This is a genomic window from Thalassotalea algicola, from assembly GCF_012932965.1.
GTDB classification, from domain to species: Bacteria; Pseudomonadota; Gammaproteobacteria; order Enterobacterales; family Alteromonadaceae; genus Thalassotalea_F; species Thalassotalea_F algicola.
In genome coordinates this window covers 212,763-235,720 of record NZ_JABBXH010000004.1, presented here as the reverse complement: position 1 = coordinate 235,720, position 22,958 = coordinate 212,763, and the positions used below count along the sequence as shown (strand labels likewise).

At 38.2% G+C, this 22,958-nt stretch carries 23 protein-coding genes and 2 tRNA genes; 11 read left to right on the top strand and 14 right to left on the bottom strand.

The window, feature by feature from the left end; translation table 11 throughout:
• A complete protein-coding gene (locus HII17_RS13090; RefSeq protein ID WP_169075825.1) occupies nucleotides 1–870 on the bottom strand; it encodes an MBL fold metallo-hydrolase in 870 nt (289 codons plus the stop codon).
• A gap of 192 nt (nucleotides 871–1,062) precedes the next feature.
• Nucleotides 1,063–1,527: a ribonuclease HI gene (gene rnhA / locus HII17_RS13085; RefSeq protein ID WP_169075824.1), complete on the bottom strand. Its 465-nt coding sequence runs from the start codon at nucleotides 1,525–1,527 to the stop codon at nucleotides 1,063–1,065.
• A 140-nt stretch (nucleotides 1,528–1,667) separates the two neighbouring features.
• On the opposite strand from rnhA, the gene dnaQ reads away from it, so the two are divergent.
• The 4 genes from dnaQ to HII17_RS13065 all read left to right on the top strand — a co-directional run bounded on the left by dnaQ (nucleotide 1,668) and on the right by HII17_RS13065 (nucleotide 4,104).
• Nucleotides 1,668–2,393 (top strand): DNA polymerase III subunit epsilon, encoded by a 726-nt coding sequence (dnaQ, locus tag HII17_RS13080; protein ID WP_328824539.1) that lies wholly within the window; start codon nucleotides 1,668–1,670, stop codon nucleotides 2,391–2,393.
• Complete coding sequence (locus tag HII17_RS13075; protein WP_169075823.1) at nucleotides 2,381–3,766, top strand: TIGR03503 family protein; 1,386 nt, start codon at nucleotides 2,381–2,383, stop codon at nucleotides 3,764–3,766. The genes dnaQ and HII17_RS13075 overlap by 13 nt, the downstream gene beginning before the upstream one ends.
• Before the next feature lie 146 nt (nucleotides 3,767–3,912).
• Nucleotides 3,913–3,989 (top strand) — tRNA-Asp (locus HII17_RS13070).
• A 38-nt stretch (nucleotides 3,990–4,027) separates the two neighbouring features.
• Nucleotides 4,028–4,104: transfer RNA gene (locus tag HII17_RS13065), tRNA-Asp, on the top strand.
• A gap of 426 nt (nucleotides 4,105–4,530) precedes the next feature.
• Here HII17_RS13065 and HII17_RS13060 read toward each other — a convergent pair.
• Both HII17_RS13060 and fadE read right to left on the bottom strand, forming a co-directional pair.
• A complete protein-coding gene (locus tag HII17_RS13060; RefSeq protein ID WP_169075822.1) occupies nucleotides 4,531–5,475 on the bottom strand; it encodes an acyltransferase in 945 nt (314 codons plus the stop codon).
• Between the two features lie 223 nt (nucleotides 5,476–5,698).
• Nucleotides 5,699–8,161, bottom strand: coding sequence for an acyl-CoA dehydrogenase FadE (gene fadE, locus HII17_RS13055; RefSeq protein WP_328824538.1), 2,463 nt, complete (start codon nucleotides 8,159–8,161; stop codon nucleotides 5,699–5,701).
• Nucleotides 8,162–8,332: 171 nt separating this feature from the next.
• Here fadE and HII17_RS13050 point away from each other — a divergent pair, with 171 nt between their 5' ends.
• Nucleotides 8,333–9,109: a class II glutamine amidotransferase gene (locus tag HII17_RS13050; protein ID WP_169075820.1), complete on the top strand. Its 777-nt coding sequence runs from the start codon at nucleotides 8,333–8,335 to the stop codon at nucleotides 9,107–9,109.
• 38 nt (nucleotides 9,110–9,147) lie between these two features.
• On the opposite strand, the gene HII17_RS13045 is transcribed toward HII17_RS13050, so the two are convergent.
• From HII17_RS13045 to purM, 3 genes are read right to left on the bottom strand one after another with little or no spacing between them, the layout of a single operon-like run.
• Nucleotides 9,148–9,867 (bottom strand): DUF3108 domain-containing protein, encoded by a 720-nt coding sequence (locus HII17_RS13045; protein WP_169075819.1) that lies wholly within the window; start codon nucleotides 9,865–9,867, stop codon nucleotides 9,148–9,150.
• A 24-nt stretch (nucleotides 9,868–9,891) separates the two neighbouring features.
• Nucleotides 9,892–10,533: a phosphoribosylglycinamide formyltransferase gene (gene purN / locus HII17_RS13040; protein WP_169075818.1), complete on the bottom strand. Its 642-nt coding sequence runs from the start codon at nucleotides 10,531–10,533 to the stop codon at nucleotides 9,892–9,894.
• Nucleotides 10,534–10,539: 6 nt separating this feature from the next.
• Nucleotides 10,540–11,586 carry a phosphoribosylformylglycinamidine cyclo-ligase gene (gene purM, locus HII17_RS13035; protein WP_169075817.1) on the bottom strand — a complete coding sequence of 349 codons (1,047 nt, stop codon included), beginning with the start codon at nucleotides 11,584–11,586 and terminating at the stop codon, nucleotides 10,540–10,542.
• Nucleotides 11,587–11,717: 131 nt separating this feature from the next.
• On the opposite strand from purM, the gene HII17_RS13030 reads away from it, so the two are divergent.
• Nucleotides 11,718–12,830 (top strand): DUF2066 domain-containing protein, encoded by a 1,113-nt coding sequence (locus HII17_RS13030; protein ID WP_169075816.1) that lies wholly within the window; start codon nucleotides 11,718–11,720, stop codon nucleotides 12,828–12,830.
• Nucleotides 12,830–13,546 carry a DnaA regulatory inactivator Hda gene (gene hda / locus HII17_RS13025; protein WP_169075815.1) on the top strand — a complete coding sequence of 239 codons (717 nt, stop codon included), beginning with the start codon at nucleotides 12,830–12,832 and terminating at the stop codon, nucleotides 13,544–13,546. Before HII17_RS13030 ends, hda begins: the two co-directional genes overlap by 1 nt.
• Nucleotides 13,547–13,588: 42 nt before the next feature.
• On the opposite strand, the gene HII17_RS13020 is transcribed toward hda, so the two are convergent.
• The 5 genes from HII17_RS13020 to HII17_RS13000 are packed head-to-tail and all read right to left on the bottom strand — an operon-like array spanning nucleotide 13,589 to nucleotide 18,328.
• Nucleotides 13,589–15,460, bottom strand: coding sequence for a PKD domain-containing protein (locus tag HII17_RS13020; RefSeq protein WP_169075814.1), 1,872 nt, complete (start codon nucleotides 15,458–15,460; stop codon nucleotides 13,589–13,591).
• Nucleotides 15,461–15,492: 32 nt separating this feature from the next.
• Nucleotides 15,493–15,882 carry a DUF2069 domain-containing protein gene (locus tag HII17_RS13015; RefSeq protein ID WP_169075813.1) on the bottom strand — a complete coding sequence of 130 codons (390 nt, stop codon included), beginning with the start codon at nucleotides 15,880–15,882 and terminating at the stop codon, nucleotides 15,493–15,495.
• A gap of 2 nt (nucleotides 15,883–15,884) precedes the next feature.
• A complete protein-coding gene (gene arsC, locus HII17_RS13010) occupies nucleotides 15,885–16,223 on the bottom strand; it encodes an arsenate reductase (glutaredoxin) (RefSeq protein WP_169075812.1) in 339 nt (112 codons plus the stop codon).
• An 11-nt stretch (nucleotides 16,224–16,234) separates the two neighbouring features.
• On the bottom strand, nucleotides 16,235–17,689 hold the full coding sequence (gene bepA / locus HII17_RS13005) for a beta-barrel assembly-enhancing protease (protein WP_211185358.1): 1,455 nt from the start codon (nucleotides 17,687–17,689) through the stop codon (nucleotides 16,235–16,237).
• Between the two features lie 3 nt (nucleotides 17,690–17,692).
• Nucleotides 17,693–18,328: a hypothetical protein gene (locus tag HII17_RS13000; RefSeq protein ID WP_169075811.1), complete on the bottom strand. Its 636-nt coding sequence runs from the start codon at nucleotides 18,326–18,328 to the stop codon at nucleotides 17,693–17,695.
• A gap of 95 nt (nucleotides 18,329–18,423) precedes the next feature.
• Between HII17_RS13000 and HII17_RS12995 the strand changes: the two genes are divergently transcribed.
• Nucleotides 18,424–18,648, top strand: coding sequence for a sulfurtransferase TusA family protein (locus HII17_RS12995; protein WP_169075810.1), 225 nt, complete (start codon nucleotides 18,424–18,426; stop codon nucleotides 18,646–18,648).
• A gap of 9 nt (nucleotides 18,649–18,657) precedes the next feature.
• Complete coding sequence (locus tag HII17_RS12990) at nucleotides 18,658–19,731, top strand: AI-2E family transporter (protein WP_169075809.1); 1,074 nt, start codon at nucleotides 18,658–18,660, stop codon at nucleotides 19,729–19,731.
• Nucleotides 19,732–19,791: 60 nt separating this feature from the next.
• Here the strand turns inward: HII17_RS12990 and bcp are convergent, their stop codons facing one another.
• On the bottom strand, nucleotides 19,792–20,265 hold the full coding sequence (bcp, locus tag HII17_RS12985) for a thioredoxin-dependent thiol peroxidase (RefSeq protein ID WP_169075808.1): 474 nt from the start codon (nucleotides 20,263–20,265) through the stop codon (nucleotides 19,792–19,794).
• 16 nt (nucleotides 20,266–20,281) lie between these two features.
• A complete protein-coding gene (locus HII17_RS12980; RefSeq protein ID WP_169075807.1) occupies nucleotides 20,282–20,794 on the bottom strand; it encodes a glycine cleavage system protein R in 513 nt (170 codons plus the stop codon).
• 171 nt (nucleotides 20,795–20,965) lie between these two features.
• Here HII17_RS12980 and dapA point away from each other — a divergent pair, with 171 nt between their 5' ends.
• Together dapA and bamC are read left to right on the top strand one after the other, a co-directional pair.
• Entirely contained in the window at nucleotides 20,966–21,856 is an 891-nt protein-coding gene (dapA, locus tag HII17_RS12975) for a 4-hydroxy-tetrahydrodipicolinate synthase (protein ID WP_169075806.1), read from the top strand.
• The gene (gene bamC / locus HII17_RS12970; RefSeq protein ID WP_169075805.1) at nucleotides 21,856–22,935 is read left to right on the top strand and encodes an outer membrane protein assembly factor BamC; all 1,080 of its coding nucleotides are present in this window, start codon (nucleotides 21,856–21,858) and stop codon (nucleotides 22,933–22,935) included. The genes dapA and bamC overlap by 1 nt, the downstream gene beginning before the upstream one ends.
• Nucleotides 22,936–22,958: the final 23 nt, after the last annotated feature.

Sequence of the window (22,958 nt, the reverse complement as noted above, 5' to 3'; positions counted from 1 at the left end):
TTAATTTAAATTTTCCACTCCGAAAATAGGGGTTTTTAGGAAGTACTGGTTATCAGATTCTGGTCCTGGTAGTTGGCCAGCTCGAATATTAAGTTGCAATGAGGGGTAAATTAAACGCGGAACGGCAAGCTTTCCGTCTCTTTGCTCCCGTTTTTCTATATAGGCTTGTTCACTTATATTGCTACATATTTGTATATTCTCTGCTTTTTGCTGAGCAACTGTGCAATAGTACGCAACTTCTCGGCCATTTGGCTGATAATCGTGACACATGTAAAGTTTTACGTTGTCATCAAGCTGATATATTTTCTGAATTGACTGGTATAGCAATGCAGCTGAACCATCTGGAAAGTCACAACGTGCAGAACCAGAGTCTGGCATAAATAACGTATCACCAATAAATGCATGGTCGCCTATCACATAAGTTACGCTATCAGGTGTATGTCCCGGTGTACTCATTACTTTAAACGTAAGCTTACCTAAATCAAAAGATTCGCCATCACGGACGAGCAAATCAAATTGGCTACCATCATCTTTAAAATCAGGAAAGTTAAAAAGCTCCTTAAAAGTTGATTGAACAGAGGTAACATCACGACCACAAACTAATTGACCACCTAGCTTTTTTTTCAAATAGCTTGCAGCAGTAACGTGGTCAGCATGGGCATGTGTCTCCATGATCCACTTAACTTCGAGTGATTGTTTCTTAACATAGCCAATGATTTCCTGAGCGAACGAAGTATCGATATGGCTAGAAAAAATATCAAAATCTAATGCTGGGTCGATAATGGCGCATTGTTTTGTTTCAGGGCAAGAAACGACATAGGTAAGCGTAAACGAAGCGGAATGGAAAAAGTGTTTGATAACTGGCTGCATGTGACTCAAATCAACGGCTTAATAACCTAAAAATATAAGATATATATTTTGGGAATAAAAAAGCAAAGGTCAACCATTAAACGCAATAAAATTATAATTGTTGTACTAATTGCTTATTTTATCTGTAATTTATTACATACACAGCCAATTGCTATTTGGATTTAGACTTCGTTTTTTATTGAAATAAGACGGTTACTGATTAAACCCTTTATCTTCAACTAAGTTTTTGCCAGATGCGGCAATTCGCGCTAAATCATCGACGCGTTCATTTTCAGGGTGTCCTGAATGTCCCTTAACCCATTGCCAATCAATTTCATGGCGCTGAACTTCTTGGTAAAGTAGTTTCCATAAATCGACGTTTTTAACCGGTTGCTTGCTAGCGGTTCGCCAATTATTTTTAATCCAGTTATGAATCCAATTAGTAATGCCTTGCCTAACGTATTGACTATCTGTGGTGATAGTGACCTTACATGGCTCATTTAACGACTCCAATGCTTTTATCGGTGCGAGTAATTCCATTCGATTATTGGTTGTTTCTGTGTAGCCCTGTGAAAGTTCTTTGTTGTGTTGCTTATATACGAGCAATGCGCCATAGCCGCCAGGGCCAGGATTACCTAAGCATGAACCATCAGTATAAATTTTTACGTGCTTTTGCATTTAATCATTGCCTTTATTAGTTGTTTCTTATGAAGCATTTGTCGACATATTACGCGAATGTGTGTAACGTTTTTCATTATCCTATGAAATTTCTTTATAATGCTAGAAAATTTAATAGCATCGTTACAAAAGGCAGTTAAGTGACCAACCCTATTAATCAAGATGAACGCCTAGTTATCTTGGATACTGAAACCACGGGTATAAACCCAAAAGAAGGCCACCGCATTGTTGAAATTGGCTGTGTTGAGATGGTTAATCGACAATTAACCGGCAGAACTTATCACGCATATATTAACCCTATGTTCCAGATGGAGCAGGAAGTTATTGATGTACATGGATTAACTAACGAGTTTTTAGCGGATAAACCATTATTTAACCAAGTTGCCGATGATTTCATAGAATTTATTCGAGGTGCAGAGTTAGTTATTCATAATGCTAAATTCGATGTCGGGTTTATGGATCATGAGTTTGAAATGGCTCGCAGAAATTTACCGTTAACAAATGATATATGTACGGTAACTGATACTTTAGATGTCTCTAAAGGAGAATTCGGCTCACCTAAAACGCTAGATTTCCTTGCTAAGCATTATCGTGTCGATAAGCTTGTCGATCGTACCTATCACGGGGCTTTGATTGATGCGCAATTACTTGCTTATGTCTACATCGAAATGACGCGTAAGCAAGCTACTTTTAATTTGAATGCAGATGATGGTTCAGGTGATAACGATGGTGGTGGAATAAAAAGGTTGTCTTCAGACCGAGAAGTCCTAAAGGTTATAAAGGCATCTGCCGATGAATTAGTTGCCCACAATAATAGATTAGCAATTGTCGAAGAAAAAGGGGGAACGCCTTTATGGCCCAAGTAGGTTGGTCATTCGCTTTATTTTCGTTAACAGTACTGTTTAATGCTTATGCGCAAGAAGTAATAGATAACACGCTGGAAAACGTGCCTGCTGAAGCAGAGCAAGTTAAAAAATCTATGCCAAGTGCAAAGATCGATTATTATGATGTTGATAACGTGACTAATCAAATCCCGTATTTTGATAATCGATTTAGAATTGATGCAGAACTTGAAGAAATTACCTTACTGTTTTATCGAAAAATGGGATCGCCTCCGATCATTCTAGTGCGTCCAGATGGCAGCAAACTTAAAATAAACCAGCTGGATAAAGAGAAAGTACAGTGGTTTGATGATCGAACGTTCGATATGGTTAAAATTAAAAAGCCTATGCCAGGTCCATGGCAGGTAATTGGCCAAGTTGAGCCTGGCAGCCATATAATGGTTATGTCAGAAGTTCGAATTGATGTTGCTCCGTTACCAGAAGTTATGCTGTCAGGTGAAACATTAAAAATTACTGGAAAACTTTTTAATGGTGAATTTGCCATTGATACGCCAACATTTAAAGACGTTGTACGCTTAGATGTCGACTTTTTTAGCACTAACAACTCTGCGTTTAATAACTTTGGAGCTGAACCGGTTCAGTTAACTTCATTTCGTGATGATGGCCGAAACCTCGATGAATATGCTAACGATGGTGTATTTACTGGCGAGTTTGAATTAACTTTTGCTCCAGGTGAATGGGTGCCTATCTATCATATAAAGTTACCGATGGCGAGCCGAGAGTTAAGGCAAAAGCCTATTATCGTTCAGCCAAATCCGATAACTTTAGAAGCAGAGCCAACGGCAGAAATTGAAGAATTCCATAAAATTCATTTTTTGATTAATAAAGATTTAGTTAATCCTGATAGCCTCATTTTTCAAGGAAAAATAACTTACCCAGATAGACAAGAGGAGCCGTTTTCAATAATGGAGGGAGCAGGGGACTCTCGTACTCATGAAGTGGGTTATACTGAACCTGGAATACATCGCGTTAAAGTGAGTGCTTTTGGTGAAACAATTCATGGTCGAGAATTTCGGTTAGTGGTACCAGAATATACCTTTAACGTTGAGCGCAAAGCTGGTGCGATGATCTCGGTTGTTAATGAAGATGGCGACATTGTTCAAGTGGCCCAAGAGGTAAATGAAGAAACGCTTGAAGCTGAGCCGGAGAAAATTAGCGTAGAAGAAGAATTGGCATTAATTAAAGAGCAAAAGTTAGCAGAGCAAGAAGCTGAACAAAAAGAAACCCTAATGTTTATTGGTATTGCTAATGGTGTTGTGTTCTTTATGGCAGCGCTCGGCTTTGGTATTTATTACTGGCGTCGCCGTAAAAAGCAAAAAACAGCGCTGCAAGAGTAGATTTTTTGGTGCAATTTCACCCGCTTTGGCGATGAAATGTGCACTTGAAAAATAATATTAAAAAAGTGGTTGACGGATAAGTATCATATCCGTAATATTCACGCCGCATTCAACGAGTTGTTGTTGATTTGCAGAGTTTTAAATGCGGAGTGGTAGTTCAGTTGGTTAGAATACCGGCCTGTCACGCCGGGGGTCGCGGGTTCGAGTCCCGTCCACTCCGCCAATACGTTGCATAAATCACATCTCTTGAGTAAATTTCGCGGAGTGGTAGTTCAGTTGGTTAGAATACCGGCCTGTCACGCCGGGGGTCGCGGGTTCGAGTCCCGTCCACTCCGCCAATATTTACTTATAATTAGATATGTCTAATACGGTTATCTTCGTATATTATTTCTTGAAACACTCAATCGCCTACCTTCTGTGGCATTTGCTATACTCCCATCGCAGTTTTTCCTAATACGCATGATATTCTGCAAAATTATTCTTGCATCAAATCAAAAGTAGTTGACCAAAGCGCCTATATTATGTCTTTTGAGTATAAGAAAGCCTTCTTAAATGTGTCCTCAGTTTTAGCGAGGTTATGTAGGAAAGGGCTTGAAAGTGCACGTTACGGTTTTTTTGGTTGTAATCGCTGCAAGGAATTACAGGTTGTGTAAGTAATGTGTTAACCAAATTATTATGCGTAAGTAGCGTGTAGGGATATTTACTTATTCAGTGAGGTTATTCACGTGACTACCAAGGTGATTTAATTTGAGAGGGGGTCTAAGTCACACTGAACCGTGCTGGTTGAGTTGAGAGTTAACCACAGATTCTTGCGCATTTTGATGATAAAGCTGCTGAATTAATGCATCTTTTGCTTGCCACTGCTCATTTAACCAAAGTTGAAAATTATCTTTAAACGCCTCATCAGCAAAATAGTCACCAATTAATGCGTCAGTAACTTCAATTTGTTCAACATGAACGACAATTTTAGTTAGGCGACCTTTAAGCATATCTTTCATAATGTGGCCGCGGTTATCTGGATAGATTAGTGTTACGTTCAATATCTTGTCAAAATGTTCACCTAAAGTCGCTAAAGTGAACGCGATGCCACCAGCCTTCGGTTTTAACAGGTAATTAAAAGGGCTTTGCTGAGTTTGGTGTTTGGTTTTGGTTATTCGTGTGCCTTCGACAAAATTAATAATTGATGTCGGGTTTGACTGAAACGATTGGCAAGAGCGTTTTGTTGTTTCAATATCTTGCCCTTTAAGGTGAGGGTGCTTTTCTATAAACGCTTTACTGTAACGCTTCATAAAAGGCATATCTAAAGCCCAGCACGCCATACCTAGAAAGGGCACTTTTTTTAGAGATTCTTTTAGAAAAAATTTTGGTTCTGGTGTGTGTTGGCGCGCTAATTCTGCAATAACTAAAATATCTAACCAACTCTGATGATTTGCCAGCATTAAATACCAAGCATCTTTACTTAAATGCTCCGCACCAATAACTTCCCATTGAACAGGATTAACCAGCTTGATTATTAATGTGTTGTTGTATGCCCAAAGACGATAAAAGGTATGCATAGGGCGATAAAGCATATGGTGAAATGCTTTAATAGGAATTAAAAATTTTAATAAACCGCCTAGAAATACAAAGGTTCCACTAAATGCCAAATTAAAGCAAAACAAAATAAAAGCGAATGGCATTAGAATAAAACTTGGTAAACCCGATAGCATTAAATTTCTATCCTTTTCCTGAGCAGTTGTTAACTAAATATAGCGAGTATTTTATCGTCATTTTTGTGCAAACAATACTATTATGTTTGTCACAAGTGTACGCTGAAACTAGTGATACCTATAAATAAGTTTAATGGTTACAGTTAGATAGAGGCCAGTTTTGTTAACCGTCGGAAATAAAAAAACCTGCGCTAGGCAGGTTTTTATTAATAACAATGTAGGGTTATGCTGCGTGTTCTTGTTTGTTACTCACTTGTTCAACCAATGCTTTATTAGCTGCTAAGTCCATTGGATCGAAGTCATCGACATCAATAACCGCTTTACGACCTGTTTCGGTACGACGAAGTAAATCAGCTTCTTCTTCTGTAATAGCGTTTATAGCAAGGCCTTGTTCAGCCACTTCATTTAGTCGATAAAATGGTAATTTCTTACCTACAGCGCGGCATACTTTGTCGAAAATAGGCTCTGCTGCCAAAATATCATCTAATGTTTGCTCTAACATACCTAAAGTGTTTTCAGATTCTCTCGTTAAGTACTGGCCTTGGCCGATACGATTACGAGCTTCACTTGGTGTTTGTAAAATGCGAGATACTTTATGGTCTAGTTTATCTGACGGTTTTGTTAACCAACAACCAAATGGCAAGATAATCGCACGAAGAGCTATTGCTACAGCTTTGTTAGGAAAGTTAGAAATTAACTCGTCAATTGCTACTTGTGTTTTGTATAGACTATCTTCTACCGCCCACTGCATGATTGGTAAATCTTCAGCTTGACGACCTTCATCATTAAAGCGTTTAAGTGTTGCTGAGGCTAAGTATAAGTAACTTAAAACATCACCTAAACGCGCAGAAATGCGCTCACGACGTTTTAAGTCACCGCCTAAGGTCAACATAGCAATGTCAGACAACATGGCTAAGTTAGAGCTAAAGCGAGTCATTAATTGATAGTATCGCTTAGTGTTGTCGTTATAAGGTGCATTTACAAAGCGTGAGCCTGATAATGAAGTCCAAAGACTACGGAAGATATTACTTGTAGCAAAGCCAATATGACCGAATAAGGCATGATCAAAATCATCAAGAGCTTGAGTGAAGTTATCATTTCCTGCGGCTTCTAACTCTGCCAAAACGTAAGGATGGCATCGAATCGCACCTTGCCCGTAAATGATCATATTACGTGTTAAGATATTCGCACCTTCAACGGTAATTGCTACTGGTGCACCTTGGTAACCACGAGCTAAATAGTTAGCTGGCCCCATACACACACCTTTACCACCATGAATATCCATTGCATCCGTTATTGACGAACGCATTTTCTCCGTTAAGTGGTATTTGGCAATTGCCGAAATTACTGATGGTTTTTCACCTAAGTCGATAGCTCCAGTTGACATAGTGGTCACTGCATCCATTAGGTAGGCATTACCCCCAATACGCGCTAATGCTTCTTCAATACCTTCCATTTTACCAATGGGTAATTTGAATTGGCGACGAATACGGCTATAAGCACCTGTAGCCATTGCTATTGATTTTATGCCACCCGCACTGTTTGACGGAAGCGTTATTGCACGTCCAACTGATAGACATTCAACTAGCATTCTCCAACCTTGGCCAGCCATTTTCGGGCCACCAATAATATAATCTAGTGGTACAAATACTTCATTTCCTTGCGTCGGGCCATTCTGGAATGGCACATTTAAAGGAAAGTGACGACGACCAGTTATAACACCTTCTAAATCTGTAGGGATAAGTGCACAGGTTATACCTAGGTCTTTTTCTTCACCTAATAGGCCATCAGGATCGTACATTTTAAATGCTAAACCTAACACCGTTGCGATAGGTGCTAATGTGATATAGCGTTTGTCCCAGGTAAGTTTCATACCTAATACTTCTTCGCCTTTAAACTCTCCTTTACAAACAATACCAAAGTCAGGAATTGCACCAGCATCGGAGCCAGCTTCTGGACTAGTTAAAGCGAAACACGGTATTTCTTCACCTTTAACTAGGCGAGGTAAGTAGTAATCTTGTTGCTCTTTCGTGCCATAGTGTTGTAACAATTCACCAGGACCTAAAGAGTTTGGTACACCAACTGTGCTTGAAAGTACGCCGCTAACACTTGTTAATTTTTGTAATACACGAGATTGAGCGTATGCACTAAATTCTAATCCACCATATTCTTTCTTGATGATCATGGCAAAAAACTTGTTATCTTTTAAGTATTGCCAAACTTCAGGGGATAAATCGGCACGATCATGTGTCGTGTCCCAGTCATCACACATGCGACAAACCTCTTCAACAGGGCCGTCTAAGAAAGCCTGTTCTTCTGCCGATAAGCGTGGTTTAGGAAAGTTATGTAATTTAGCCCAATCTGGATTGCCTCGGAAAAGATCCGCCTCAAACCAAGTAGTACCAGCATCAATCGCTTCTTTTTCTGTACGAGACATTTCGGGCATTATGCCCTTAAACATTTTTAATAACGGCTTACTGATGTATTCTTTTCTAAAGCTCGTAATATTAAGCGGTAGGGCGATTGCTGCAAATATTAGCCAACCAATAAAAGATACGACATTAAAAACAGAGCCAACGATCATTAGAATACCGAAGACTAATGTATAAGTTGTAAGAGCGGCTCTGGTATAAGCCATAAACCAGCTAAGAATTATAGCGCTGGTAAACCAAATTAAAGATTCCACTTGCATTCCTTACTTGTAAGAGGTCAGACCACATAGATTAGATCGATACAAGAACAATTTCAAATATTATTTGATGATCAAAATAGATAAACTTGATGATCAAAGGAGAAAAAACAGTTAGTTTTAGCTTGTATTAAGTATAGCTCTTAACGAGGAGAATAAATTAACGCTATGTGTGAGTTGTTAGCTATGAGTGCTAATGTCCCTACGGATATTTGCTTTAGTTTTACTGGGTTGATGCAGCGAGGAGGCAATACTGGTCCCCATAAGGATGGCTGGGGGATTACCTTTTATGAAGGGAAAGGCTGTAGAAGCTTTAAAGATCCACAACCAAGTGCTGAGTCGAAAATTGCTAAGCTAGTAACAGAGTACCCCATAAAAAGTGAGTCTGTTATTTGCCATATTAGACAAGCAAATTCCGGTGCAGTATGTTTAGAAAATACCCATCCATTTGTCAGGCAAATGTGGGGTAAGAACTGGACCTATGCCCACAATGGTCAGTTGAAAGACTTTAAAGCTCATTTACCAGTTAAAGCGCATGTACCGGTCGGTTCTACAGACAGCGAACATGCTTTTTGTTGGTTACTCGATAGATTGCATTACCAATTCGGTGAACACCAACCTAGCGCTCAAGACTTATTTCAATATATCGCCCGGAAAGCCGATGAAATAAATCAATTAGGCGTTTTTAATTTAATCCTATCCGACGGAGATTATTTATTTGCTTATTGCTCAAATAATTTACATTGGATAACGCGAAAAGCACCATTTGGTGAAGCCAAGCTTATTGATGCTGAGGTGGAAGTAGACTTTCAGCAGGAGACTACCGATAACGATATAGTGACGGTAATTGCTACTCAACCGCTAACTAATAATGAAGATTGGCATAAAATGACCGCTAAATCGTGGCATTTATTTAAACAAGGTATGTCGGTACTCGCTGGTTAGCGCGTTAAAAATTGAGTAGTAATTAGGTTAACTGATGTTTACTCAGTTGCTAGGTCGGTAAGTTGGGCTTCAAATTGCTCAACGCCACCTTTAATTTGATAAAGTTTAACGAGTAAATAATTTAATTCTGGAGCAAACCAAGCATATGTCACTCGTTTCTTATCAACAACTTCGCGTTTTAATCGAATTGTTTTTACTAAACCATAAGGAAGCATTAGTTCTTCTTCACCATCGTACTGGTATACGTAGTTCTTAATTTTACCTGACGTACTAATAACAGGGTAAACGAAATGCTGTTGTTTAGGATTGTTTATCAGGTTTAATCGATTTTGAAAGTGGTAACTTAGCTTATCTTGAATATTTTCTGGAAATTCAATGCTTTTTACACGCTTCTTTTTAATATCTTTGGCTGTTTTGCTATCAACGTCGTATTGCCACTCATAATACTTATCTTTACCTGTCCCTTCTCGTTTAAAAGTATAATGAGTAGGAGTTACCTTAGCACCGTCAACATTTACAATGGTGGTTTCAGAGCGCGTATCTGAAAAAATTAGCCATTCGATATTGGTATGATAGCTATACTTGGCAAGGCCACTGTCTAAATAAGAAAGTTCTCGAGTGCCCGTTCCAACAGGTTTGGATTTATGCAACACATTATATTTAGCGGAAAATGATTTGATTAAAGGAGGTGTTGAAGTGGTTTCTGCTGCAGCAATTGGAACTATTAACGCTAAAGACAAACACAAACATTTAAACATCAACACATTACCTTTACTAATTAATTATTCGCTAGCATAACCGCTATCGGGAAGAGTATTCCCATCCATGACAGCTTGTTCATGTTGCATTGTTAGCCGACCTTCACATAGCCACTTCACGACTAATGGGTAAATCTTATGCTCTTGCTCATGAACTCGTGCAGCTAGCTCGTCAGCACTATCATTTTTAAATATTGGCACTTTTGCTTGTAAAATAACAGGGCCGCCATCCAACTCTTCCGTAACAAAATGTACACTAACGCCGTGTTCTTCGTCACCTGCATCAATTGCTCTTTGATGCGTATTTAGGCCTTGGTATTTTGGCAATAACGATGGATGAATGTTAACCAGTCGTCCGAGATAGTGTTGAACAAATGCTGGTGTTAGTATTCTCATGAAGCCAGCTAGGACTACTATATCTGGCTGATAAGTATCAATGGCATCTATTAAAGCTAAATCATAGTCCTCTCGAGAATCAAATGATTTATGGGAAAGTGCTTGATGGGCAATATTAGCCTGTTCGGCTCTGGTTAAGCCATAAGCGTCTACTTTATTCGATATAACGCCAACAACTTCACCAGGGTATTCTGCACTATTGCAGGCGTCAATTATTGCCTGCAAATTAGTACCACTGCCAGATATTAAAACTACAATACGGCTAGACATCGAAAGCTATTCCTTTTCGATGATTACTTGCTCTTCACCTTCAGCTTTAGACTTTATTTCGCCTATATGCCATGCATTCTCACCGTTTGCTTTTAAAATGTCCAAACTTTGCTCTAATGCATTAGCAGGAACTGCGATAATCATTCCAACTCCACAGTTAAATGTACGATACATCTCGTGAGTAGTAATGTTACCGTTGTCTTGTAGCCAGTTAAAAATTTCAGGCCATTGCCAGCTGTTTCCATTGATAACTGCCTGTGCATTTTCAGGTAATACACGCGGGATATTTTCCCAGAAACCGCCACCAGTAATATGAGAAAGTGCATGGGCTTTAACTTCTTTAAGCATTGCTAAAGTCGACTTCACATAAATTTTTGTCGGCTCTAATAAGTGCTCAGCAATTGACTTATCACCTAGCATTTCTGATGTGTCAGTATTGTTTACTTCTAACACTTTGCGAATCAAAGAGAAACCATTTGAGTGCGGGCCAGAAGAGGCTAATGCAATTAACTGATCGCCAGCAGCTACTTTTGAACCATCAATTAACTCAGATTTTTCGGCAACGCCCGTACAAAAACCCGCGATGTCGTAATCACCTGCATGATACATACCTGGCATTTCTGCTGTTTCACCACCAACTAGCGCACAACCTGATTGCACACAACCTTCAGCGATACCTTTAACTACGTCTGAAGCAACGTCTACATCTAATTTACCCGTTGCGTAATAGTCTAAGAAGTAAAGTGGTTCTGCACCTAATACAAGTAGATCGTTTACACACATTGCTACCAAATCAATACCAACGGTGTCATGCTTTTTAAGATCAATGGCAAGACGTAATTTTGTCCCTACGCCATCTGTGCCAGATATTAATACTGGCTCTTTGTAGCCTGTAGGCAATTGACAAACTGCGCCAAATCCACCTAAGCCGCCCATAACTTCTGGGCGAGTTGTGCGTTTAACTGCCCCCTTAATGTTTTCAACTAAATCATTACCAGCATCAATATCAACACCAGCATCTTTATAGCTAAGGGACTGTTTTTGTTCGCTCACGTGCAACCTCAAAGTGTTCAAAGGAATTTTGAAAACGCATATTCTACCAGCGCAACGGCTTGGATAAAATCTTTATCAGAAATTATTTTTAATAATGAAAAAATTTGTGCTTATTGTGTTAGGATCTGTCTATGAATTTGATTCAATTACACAAAATGTTGAAGTTAATTACATTTTTGACGGCTTTATTGCTCCCAAGCCTTGTTTTTGCCGTTGAAGTTACCGATTTATATCAAGCAAAGGTCGCTGTTGATTCTCAAGCGAGCAATGCCCGAAACGTTGCCATTAAGCAAGCAATGGCTTCTGTTATGATAAAGGTAGGGGGAGACGAAAGCGTACTTTCCAATAATACCGTTAAGCAGCAATTAAAACGCTACAACCAATATTTAACGCAATATCGATATGAAAGAGATCAAAAACAACTGTTTTTGGTAGCGTTATTTGATGAAAATAAAATCAATGTCTTATTTCAGCAAGCCAACTTACCATTATGGGGGAGTTTAAGACCCCAGATATTGGTATGGCTACTTGAGGAAAATAAGCTTGAGCGAAATATTTTGTCAGAATCTGGCGTCTCTGAATTACCGCAACAAATTCGCGAATTTTCTCAACAACGCGGCTTGCCACTATTACTTCCATTAATGGATTTAGAAGATAGTTTATCAATAAATATCACCGATTTATGGGGACGTTTTGCAAGTGAAGCACAACAACAATCGTCACGCTATTTTGTTGATGCAACATTAATCATAAGAATATCAAACAGTAGCTTGTTATCAGAGCCTCCAGCTGATAACGAATGTGAAGGTGTTTTATGCCAAGAGCAAGTAAGGTATGCATTAGATTGGAGCTTGATTTCAGAACAGCAGCAATTTGGTCAGTTACTGGAAGGAACGTCGACTAAAGCACTGCTGAATAAAGCGCTGATTGATGTAGCACAAGTTATCTATCAAGGTTATGCCTCTTCCACTGATTTAAGTAATGAATTGGTGATCGATGTAGCGAATGTAACTTCCTTAAAAACGTATGTGGAAATTAGTCGATTTCTAAATGAGCTTTCAGCGGTAGAAGAAGTGACATTGGTTAGTGCTCAACAACAAGTTCGTCGGTTTAAATTAAAATTGTTAGGTTCTAAAAAAGCACTGCTGGCATCTTTAAAATTAAATGATCAATTACAGCAATATATTGACCCTTTGGTTGGCGAAGAGCCTGATGCAAACCCTGTTTTTTATTGGAGGCCCTAGTGAAGCAAGATGCCCAGCTAGCGCTTGCCGTTCAGCTTCCCGACGACGAAACATTTAATAGCTATATTGGTAAAACTAACGAAACGGTAGTCACCATTTTATCTGATTTTGTCGCCAAAGCTGGCGATAAAAGCGATATCAATAGTTTTTATCTTTTTGGTGGCGTAGGGGTAGGCAAATCGCATTTACTACACGCCGCAAGCAATTTAGCTGATGAACTTGGAAAAACATCGTTATGTATTTCGATGTCAGATCATTCTCTATTGTCTGTTGAGGCGCTTGATGGCCTAGAGCAAATAGACTTGATTTGTATCGATGATATACAACACATTGCAGGCAACCTGGTTTGGCAACAAGCAATTTTTGATTTATTTAATCGAGTTAAAGAGCAAGGTAGGCAACTAATTATTTCTGGTGAAACCACAATAAATGAGTTGGGAATCGAGTTACCAGATTTAAGGTCTCGCTTAAGTTGGGGATTCATTGAACAGTTAAAGTCTCTCAGTGAAGAAGAGAAAATGGCAGCAGTAGAGTTTCGTGCAGTTAAAAGAGGCTTATCTATTCAGCCAGAGGTTATTAAATATCTCTTTACCCACTATAGCCGAGATATGGCTAAGCTGATTCAATATTTAGATACGCTTGATAAATTGTCGATTAGAGAACAGCGAAAAATAACTATTCCCTTTGTTAAAGAAGCGCTTAATCACGAAGTTTAGCATCTAATTTATCTCGAAGCGTTCCCTATAACGTAAACAAAATTAGTGTTTAGGTAATGGCTTTGAATAATAAATATAAGGTTGTGGAACTTCTTTGTTTTGATTGATTTTATGATCTGCACTTGTTCGTTTTGATTTGCTATTTAGTAACAGGTTGTTGCTCCAGCTTAACCCCTTTATCATAGCTAAGCTCGCAGGTAACTGTTCGATTGCATGATTTACGTCAAATTCGGGCAATACATTTTCACTTGCAAACCTTAAACGATCAATGATTTGAGGTTCGGCTAATCTACCACGCTGCCCCCAATCAACAATATAGTCATTAATTTGATCTTCTTGATGCGCAGGGTTATTTGTTACGGCGACATCTCGGTATATACCAAAGCGAAATTGCATCATTAATTCTTCAAACAACATTGCATAGTCTTCTCGCTCCGTTCTAAAGCTGTAAAAGTGGACTCCGCCATCTGGCGCAAATAATAAGCTAATATCTTCAGGTAAATAAGACTTTTCAAGTGAAGTCGCTTCTGTACCAGCATATCTAACTTGTGCAAGGTCTTTTAAAATCTGACTATTAAGTGGGTGAATAATGCTCAGTTGCTCTGATATTGGTGCTTGTCTAAAGGCGGCATCTAAAATTCTGTCATTTTCATCAACATCAGCCCAATACTGTTGAGGAAAAAAGTCGTTTGCATGCGCCAGTTCATGATAAAGCAAATACCCTAATGGATAGGTGATAGCAGATAGAGGGCGCGTTTGTCGTTGATTAATTTCATAATAATCGAAAGCGTAATCATTGTTTCGTACATAACGCCAAGGAATAGTAAACCTTAAGTCTTTTCCAAAAGCACTGCGATAATCTGCTTCTTCATTGATCGAGTCACGTTGATGTGGCGTTAACCAAAAATTATTCGCGTCAAGGTATATAGCGCCAGTTGCTGCCCAATAAAAAGAGGGCCTAATATCGTATGAAATCACAACAGCGGTAGTCGCTCTTAATAGGCGTTTAAAGTCGTCGTGATTATCATGATTGATTAGAAATGCTTTAAAGTTGTCTCCCATCCAACGATGAGAAACAACGACTCGATTCATGATGTCGTCAACAGTTGGATTTAAGGTTTCGCTAGCAAGTAAAGGCAGTTGGCTTATTTTACAAGAGCTTGACAGTGTATTGCTATATACACAGTGGACTAAATCACTAGCATGAGGACTATCAGCGTTATATGGAAATACTTTTGCTACACGTTCATCGAAGTAGGCATTGTCAGGTATTTGTGTTGCGGATTCGACCAAAAGCGTAACGGTGTCTGTTGTTGTTTGGCCATTTGTTTTAGCGGTTGCTTCAAAGGTGACTACAGTGTCTTGATTTCTAACAACTGGGGCGTCAAATATTAGTAACGCTTGGTCAGTATTTTCAATACTAATGGTAGGACCGCTAGTTTGAGTCCATTCAATGCTCTCAATGCTACCACTAATCGCGTACGCTCTTAATGATACTTTACTTTCACTTAACACTGATTGACCATTAGGTATTGTAAAAAGAGCGTTTTCATCTGAAATGGTAACGCTGGCAGCTAGCTGTTGCGTATTGCCATTATCATTGAACGAAACCGAGAAAGTATAATCTCCTGCTTCATCAGCAATAACACTCAAAACTTTGTTAGCCGGGCTTGTTATTTCTAACGGTAGACCGTCTGTTTGCTGCCAGCTAATGTTGGTTATATTGGCAGATGGCGCATATAAAACTAATTCGATACTTTTACCAATCTTCAGGTGCTGATCATTAATAACAATACTATAAGCTTGGTCATCATCCGGTATATTTGAGTCATCTGAAGCGCCAGACGAGCCTCCACAAGCTTGTAATAAAGAAATTAACAATAATGTTGTTGAAAGCTTATGAAGATTGTTCATATTTTAATGCTCAAAGTTGATGAATGTTCTACTTATTTTTCTGTCTCTGCTTTGGGCTTTCTTATACTAAGACCCAATTCTTGTCCTCGGTATTTAGCATAATAACTTGCACCAAAAAACATCAAGCTTGCTAGCAATAGCTCGATTGTTGGATACACTTTATCAGAAGATACCCAGAGACTTGTTAGGCTATGAAGAAAATAAAGCATGACGATAAAATTTGACCAAGCATAGGTATAAGGGTTGCCTTTAATTAACCCTTTGAGTGGAAAAATTAGTGGTAAAATAAAAATAATAATTACTAGCCAAGGGCCAAGGCTACTAGGCTCCAGCAAAAGTAACCAAATAGGCATAAATGCTAACAGGCCAAAATAGCCCGTTAATGCTAGTTTCTTGTATGTGTTAGTTGCGATAGATTTCATGGCTATAGCAGAGAGTTCACATTTTCTGGTGGTCTACCGATAACAGCTTTTTCATTGTTTACTACAATAGGTCGCTCCATAAGTTTTGGCGTCGCTGCCATCGCGGCAAATAATGTATCTTCACTGGCACCTTTTAAATTTTGTTCTTTAAATTCCACTTCTTTTGTTCGCATCATCTCAATTGCATCAACACCTAGTTTTTGTGCTAGTTCACGAAGTGCCGACTCATCTAAAGGTGTTTTTAAATATTCAACGACGTTGCACTCAGCATTTGCTTGTTCAATTAACGCTAAGGTTTGTCTGCTCTTTGAGCATCGAGGGTTGTGGTAAATCGTTAACATAATACTCTCTGTTATAATCGTTTAAGTTTTTCTTGTTGATCTTCAAATTGAATAATTCGAGCTTTGATACGCTTGCGAATAAGTGGCTTATCGTCAGCAAAATTATAACCAGTTTGAAGTTCATCTATTGCTTTTGGATACGCACCTAATAACGCATATACTTCAGCTTTAGAAGTATGCATTAACGCTGTCTTTCCAGATTTTCTATAAACTTGATTAAGTAAGTCGTAAGCAATCAAGTGACCAGGCTTTACCAATAAAAAATCTTGTAGAACTTCTTCTGCTTTTGCGTACTTTTCAGCTTGTTGAAGTGCATTTGCATAATTTAACGCTACTACTTGGTTATTTGGCATTAAAAGGTTTAATTCACTTAACATTGTAATCGCGTTATCAAACAATTTTAACTCTAAATAAACATCAGTTAATGCGTCGACATAGAAAAGATTCTTAGTGTCGCTTTTTAATAGCGACTCCAAAATTCCTTTTGCTTTGGTTGTTTGCTTATTTGCAAAATAAGAGAGTGCCAAACCATATTCTGCCGCTGGTTTTAATACATATTGTTGTTTGTTTATCAAGTTCTGGTAATAGGTGACATTATCCTTGGCGTTGCTTTGATAGCGCGCCTTAATTCGAGATTTTGTTAATTCAAAGGCCAAACTAGGCGGTAATTGAATTCTTGGGTAATTTTGAGCGCGTAGCCTAGCATCAGAGATACGAGAATCTGGCAAAGGGTGAGTGAGTAACATTGCAGGGGGCTTAGATTTATAACGATATTTCTCCGACATTTTAACGAAGAAGCTAGGTGCGCCCATTGGGTCAAAATTACTATTAACTAAAAGTGCGATACCAACCCGGTCTGCTTCTTTTTCGTTACCTCGGGTGTAGTTAATGCCAGCTTGTTGGCTTGCAGCAATAGTCGTACTCAATGCAGCCATACCTACAGTAGGATTCACTAACGTTAATAAAACGCTACCAAGCATACCAGCCATTGTAATTGGTTGGCTTTTTGATTGCGCTTCTAATCGTCTTGCTAGGTGGCGTTGTGTAACGTGAGAAACTTCGTGCGCTAACACTGAGGCCAGTTCACTCTCATTATCTGCAGTAGTTATCAAGCCTGAATGAACACCAACATGACCACCAAAAAAAGCAAATGCATTTAATTCACTATTATTAATAATAAAAAATCGGAATTTATAATTAACATCTTGTGCGTTATTTACTAAGCGGTTACCTAAGTCGTTAATGTATTCATTCATGACAGGGTCGTTTAGCAGAGGTTGCGTAGCCCTTAATTGGCGCATCATAGCGTCGCCAACGACTCGCTCTTTATCTATAGAGAGGATACTAGAGCCTGCTGCACCAATCTCGGGTAACTCATTTTTATTATGTTGTTGGGCAGATGCATTTGCTGTAGTAAGCGTAAAGCTCAACGCCGCACTTACTAAAAAGGGTTTTACTTTTATCAAAAGTTATTCCGTCTCATTGTTCAATTGTGCAATTTCGATATTGCCATCTAATTCATCTTTTCGCTTATATGCTTCTTGATAGAATTCGGCAATGGTATATCCTCTGACATCAATCACATCAAAAGATTCAGCAAGTAGTTTAATTAACTCTTCGACTCTAAAGTATATGTGTTTTATTAGTGCTAAATCAGCTTCATCACCATTTTGAACTATGTACATTATAAAGTTTGATAAGGTATTTACTCTAAATAATCTGCGCATTGTTTCTGGAATCCATTGTTTAAATGGACAATGTGCATAGTCAATCATATTGCGATTAACCCTCTCACCATTAACGTTTGGATAGCAATGCAGTTCGTAACCCATTTCACTGTGAACATGTCTTAATGAAATCTTCGGTTTGTATTGCACGGTGATAACACCATTTTCGTCTTTATGGCCACCTAATTTAGGCAAATTCCAATTTTCTTTATTTAATAAATTTTTATAACCACTTTCAAAACCATGGGTTAAAATGCCGTCTAGATCGCCAGCAGAAGTTGCAACCATGTGATAAATTGCTGGTACTTCACCCCAGTTAAGCTTTTTTTTGTGCGAATTAATTTCTTTTAAACCGGGCATCTGAGAAGGTTCTGACATAGAGTTACTTACAATTTATAAACATTAAGTACGACAAATATTGTATTCGATTGTCGCAAATTAGATAATCAAACAAAAGAGTTTAAAGACAATTTATGGTGAATTATCAATATGACGCGACAAAAGAAGCTTGTCCGCTGCCTTTGGTGAAACTTCGAGTCATGCTTAAAAAAATGAAAACAGGGGAGAGTTGTCGATTGTTATTAAAGGATACGGGTTCTAAAAGTGATATCCCCAGATTACTCGATAAGCTCGGTCATAGTTATACGTCACAAGTAGGTGACGACAGCATTCAAGAATTTATTATTACAATTAGGTAGTTTATTTTTATGGTTAGATTTTTTAAGGAATGGTATCAACGTAAGTTTTCTGATCCACATGCAGTTACACTGGTCGTAATATTATTTACTGCATTTTTAGCTATCTATTTTCTTAGCGGATTATTAATGCCGGTATTCGTAGCGATTGCCATTGCTTTTTTACTAGATTTACCGGTAAACCGTTTAAAAAGTGTCGGTGTGGGTCATGGTTGGTCAGTTACTTTTGTTGTTTCTGCATTTGTTGGACTCTCTTTAGTAACCATATTGGGACTAATGCCTGTCGTTTGGCAACAAGGTACAAACTTATTGCAAGAAGTACCGCATATGTTCACTGAAGTAAAAAGCTACTTAATGACGCTGCCAGAGAAATATCCAGATATAGTTCAAGCTGAGCAAATTGAACATATTATTGGTTTAACAAATGATAAGTTACTTGAGTGGGGGCAAGTAGCGATTGAAGCCACGTTAAACTCTTTGTCAGACATGGTGGCATTAATAATTTATTTGATACTTGTACCGATAATGATTTTCTTTTTCTTAAAAGATAAACAGGAGTTAGTTGCCGGGTTCTCTCGATTCTTACCTAAAGAGCGAAGAATGGCATCGCAGGTAGGTAAAGAGATGAATCAGCAAATTCTTAATTATATCAGAGGTAAGCTGATTGAAATTTTAATTATAGGTGCAGCTAGCACTATTACCTTTATATTCTTAGATTTACGTTATTCAGTGTTACTGGGGGTATTAGTCGGTTTATCAGTGCTGGTGCCTTATGTTGGAGCAACGTTGGTAACGTTCCCAGTGTTGTTAGTGGCGTTATTTCAATTTGGCGTAAGCCCTGAACTTGGTTATGTCATGCTGGCCTACGGCATTATTCAAGCTCTTGACGGAAATTTATTGGTGCCACTATTGTTTTCTGAAGCCGTTAACTTACATCCTGTCACTATTATTATTGCGGTCATTTTATTTGGCGGTTTATGGGGCTTTTGGGGAGTTTTCTTTGCAATACCATTAGCAACATTGGTAAAGGCGGTAGTTAACGCATGGCCAACTACTCAAGATGAACAAACGGTTACCGCTACTTAATACAAAAAAGCGCTTTATAATTTATAAAGCGCTTTTCAATAGTTAAGAGGAAGTTTGGTATTATTTAGCTGAGTTTAAAACTTCTAAAACAACTTCATGATGGTTTTTCGTTTTAAATTTATTAAATACATGGCTAATTTTGCCATCTAGGCCGACCAAAAAGCTCAATCTGTGAATACCATCGTATTCTCTTCCCATAAACTTTTTAAGTCCCCATACGCCAAACTCATCAGCTACTTTGTGGTCTACATCAGAAAGTAGGGTGAAATTTAATTCGTCTCGTTGACAAAATTTATCAAGACGTTTGCTTTCATCAGGACTAATACCAAAGACAACTGTGTTTAACACTTCAAGCTCACTTTTAATGTCTCTGAGGTTTTGCGCTTGAACCGTACAACCTGGTGTCATCGCTTTTGGATAAAAGTATACAAGCACTTGTTTTTTACCTACGTAGTCAGCTAACGAAACTGGTTTGCTATTTTGATCAGGTAAAGTAAACAGTGGGGCTTGGTCGCCAACTTGAAGCGTATTCATTAATATTTCCTATGATTTATTGTTTTGTAATGCAACCTTGAACATCTATTTGCTGACAAAGTTGAATGAAGTCGTTTTCAATATCTTCTATGTTAGCATCGTTATTCACCGTAAATAATACATTAGCGCTCATATTATTTGTTATCGGGTCAATATCTGACTTCAGTGAAGAGATGTCGATGTTGCGGTGTGCAAAAAATGCAGTCACAGACTTCAAAATACCTGGTTGGTCTATGCCTGTATATTCAGCAAGGTATTCTTGCTGCCCTTCAATAGTTGTATAACCTGATGTGCGTTTCATCATGGTAATTAATTCGAGTTCAACTGCAATTTTCGGTAATTTAGCTTCTATCGAGTTTATAGCGCGAGCTTCGCCTTGCAAAAGCATAATAAAGGTGAATTCTTTACCGAAAATAGCCATTCTGCTATCTAAGATGTTACACCCGCACTCACTTGCTAAATTAGTTAGTTCACTAACGCAGCCCGTTCTGTCTGAGCCCATTGCTGTTAGTACTAAGTATTGAGACATTCTGCTGGAATTCCAGTGAAATAAAAAGCGCGCATTGTACCGTAAATGTAGGTTAAATTTTAGCTTAATTAATTAAAATTGAAATTTGTGTTCTTTATCTAGCTCAGTTGCTTGTGTTTAACCCATAGGGTAAGTACCATGTGGCGCAATTTTAATAGTGAATAAATACTGATGATTAAAGGTAGTTCGGTTGCGTTGGTAACACCTTTTACGATTAATGAAAGCATAGATTATTCAGCAGTAGCACAATTAATTGATTGGCATGTTGAACAAGGTACTAAAGCAATTGTAGTTGCTGGTACAACAGGAGAAAGTGCAACATTAGCTAAAGAAGAGGTTATTGAATTAGCAACGTTTTCTGCAAAGCACAGTAATGGTCGCATAAAAATCATTGCAGGTAATGGCACTAACTGCACTAAAAGTGCAGTAGCGCTAACACAGGCATTAAATAATACAGGTATCGATGGTTTACTAACGGTAACGCCTTATTATAATAAGCCCACTGAACAAGGGTTATATGATCACTATAAAGCTATTCACGATGCGAGTCGTTTGCCTATTACCCTATATAATGTGCCTAGTAGAACGGCATGTGATATGTCTGTTGAATTAGTTGCTAGATTATCGGAACTTAAGCAGGTCGTTGCCATCAAAGATGCAACAGGGGAGCTTAAGCGAGTGAGAGAACTTCGTGATAATTGCCCTGAAGATTTTATATTGCTTAGTGGTGATGATGTTTCAGGCACTGAGTTTTGTAAACTTGGCGGGGACGGTGTAATATCAGTGACCGCAAATGTTGTGCCCAAGCAAATGGCACAAATTCAAAAATTAATTAATAAAAAAGAATTTCAGCAAGCACAATTATTAGATGAAACGCTTGCTCAGTTACATAAAGATTTATTTGTTGAGTCTAATCCTATACCGGTAAAGTGGGCTTTGAAGTACGTAAAGCGCATTAGTAATGCGAAGTTACGGTTACCATTAACCGAACTATCAAGTGTAGGACAAAGTAAAATAACAAAAGCCTTAAATGACTTAACACACAATTTCCAGGAGTATTAATGAGTCGTCGTAGTTTATATTTATCGATTTTAGCACTTTCAATAGTAGGGTGTAGTAGTGGGAAAAATAATCGAGCATCGGGCGATTTTGAGTACACAGAGGTTAAAGAGCAATCCGCGTTAAGCGTTCCTGACAACCTTTCAAAGCCTGTACAAAGTGATGATTTTTCGGTTGTTGCTGAGGATAAGGTACAAGGGCCAATTGGTGCTAAAGTTGACGTGAGAGCGCCGTCATTAGTATTACCTGTAGCTGCATCTTCAAGAGTTATACCTGAAAGTAGTGAAGCAATAATTTGGTTCGATAAAGTATTAGAGGATAGGGATTTACTTACTTTTATAAAAACTGCTGTAAAAGATCAGTTAATTGAAAGTGAAGTCGCTATTCGAAATGAAGACGCGAACGGTTTATCAATTGAGTCTGATTGGTTTCATAGTGAGAAGGAATCGGGTGTTGTATTTAAGGATACTGACGTAGCAGAAAGTAAAAGATTCAGGTTTGATTTTACTGCAAAACCTCATGGACGTAGCGTATCACTGCAAGTTACTTTAGTTGATTACATGAAAACTGATCAGTCTGGGAGTACTAAAAAAGCGGATATTATTGATAAACATCGCTCTGAGATGGCGTTGCTTAATGAAATTACTTCTACAGTTGATTATAAGTATCGATTACAACAAAGAGAAAATCGTTTAATGAGAGCTAATCAGAAGCTCGTAACGATTGGTGAGAATCCTGTGGGAGAACCGGCTTATATTGTTGAAATGGAAGCAGATTTACTTTGGTCAAACTTACCTATCTTTTTCGAAAATTATGGGTTTGATATTGCAGACTTAAATGAAAGTAAAAAGATTTATTATGTCGACTTTACTAAGCCTAGCATAAGTTTATGGGATAAAATTTGGGGTGACGATGTCCCTGTTATTGAATTAGGTGACGAACGTTATCAATTTGTCTTAGCTGATATTGAAGATAGTACGGCATTAACTATTTATAATAGCGAAGGTAAACCTGTAACTGCTGAAGTGTTAGAAGCAATTTTCCCTGTTATGGAACCTGCACTTTCATTTAGAGATTTCTAATACTAAGACTTAGTGTTGAAAAT